This window comes from Ideonella sp. P3_A4, assembly GCF_056403075.1.
This window is the reverse complement of the sequence record NZ_JBFUGE010001137.1, coordinates 1-1,113: the sequence shown is the minus strand read 5'-3', so window position 1 is coordinate 1,113 and position 1,113 is coordinate 1. Positions and strand designations below refer to the sequence as shown.

Annotated in this window: 1 protein-coding gene and 1 pseudogene; one reads left to right on the top strand and one right to left on the bottom strand. The window is 66.8% G+C overall.

The annotated features are described in order from the left end of the window. Positions 1-617 (bottom strand): annotated as a pseudogene (locus AC1DYI_RS36465) (phosphoribosylformylglycinamidine synthase); the annotation flags it as partial. A gap of 141 nt (positions 618-758) precedes the next feature. Here AC1DYI_RS36465 and AC1DYI_RS36460 point away from each other — a divergent pair. After that, positions 759-1,113 (top strand): M24 family metallopeptidase (locus tag AC1DYI_RS36460; protein WP_477208958.1); only part of this gene is annotated, 355 nt, incomplete at its 3' end.

Sequence of the window (1,113 nt, the reverse complement as noted above, 5' to 3'; positions counted from 1 at the left end):
AGGTAGTCGATCTCGTCGCCCGACAGGGCCAGGCCGAATTCGGTGTTGGCAACTTCCAACGCGGCACGGCCCTGGCCCAGCACGTCCACATGGGCCATCGGCTCGGCCGGTTGTTCGTCGAACAGGTGCTTCGCGGCTTCGCGCTCGAAAGCCACGCTTTCGGTCATGCGGTCGTGCAGCAGCGAGGCGCAGGCCTGGCGCTCGTCAGCGGTCAGCGGCTTGGCGCCACCACCCAGCAGGCCCGAGACCAGGCCGGTCTTCAGCGTCAGCCGGTATTCGGTGACCCGCTCGACGCGGTGGATCGTTAGGCCGCAGTTGTGGGCAATGTCGGTGGCCTTGCTGGCCCAGGGCGACACGGTGCCCAGGCGGGGCATCACGACGACCAGTTCGCCCTCGGCGGCCACCGCCGGGTCGCCGTAGCGCAGCAGCGAGGTCAGTTTGTCCAGCGCGCCGGCGTCCAGGCTGGCGTCGCTCCAGGCCCAGTGCACGTGKCGGGCGGTGACACCGGTCACCTTCGGGCAGGCGGCTTGCAGCGCGGCGAGCAGCGTCTGGGCGCGGAAGGCGGACAGGGCGTTGCCGCCCTCGAAGTGCATCAGGTGCTTGGAAGCTGAAGACATGGGGTGACGGCGTGGGAGCGGCGGTGGCGGCGCGGCACGCTCGTGGCGCACCGTGTGGCGGGAGGCCGGCAGCCCTGGGGCACCAGGGGCCAAGCCCGTGAAAACCCGCGATTTTACGGGGGAGTGGAATAATCTCGGCCCATGACGATCACATTGAAGTCCGCCGCCGACATCGAAGGCATGCGTGTGGCCGGCCGTTTGGCCTCTGAAGTGCTGGACATGCTGACCCCGCATGTGAAGCCTGGCATCAGCACCGAACAGCTCGACAAGCTGGCGCACGATCACATCGTGAATGTGCAAGGCGGCATCCCCGCCCCGCTGAATTACCAGCCGCCGGGCTACACGCCGTACCCAAAATCGATCTGCACATCGATCAACCACCAGGTCTGCCACGGCATCCCGAACGACCGACCATTGAAGAACGGCGACATCGTCAACATCGATGTCACCGTGATCAAGGATGGCTGGCACGGCGACACCAGCCGCATGTTCGTGG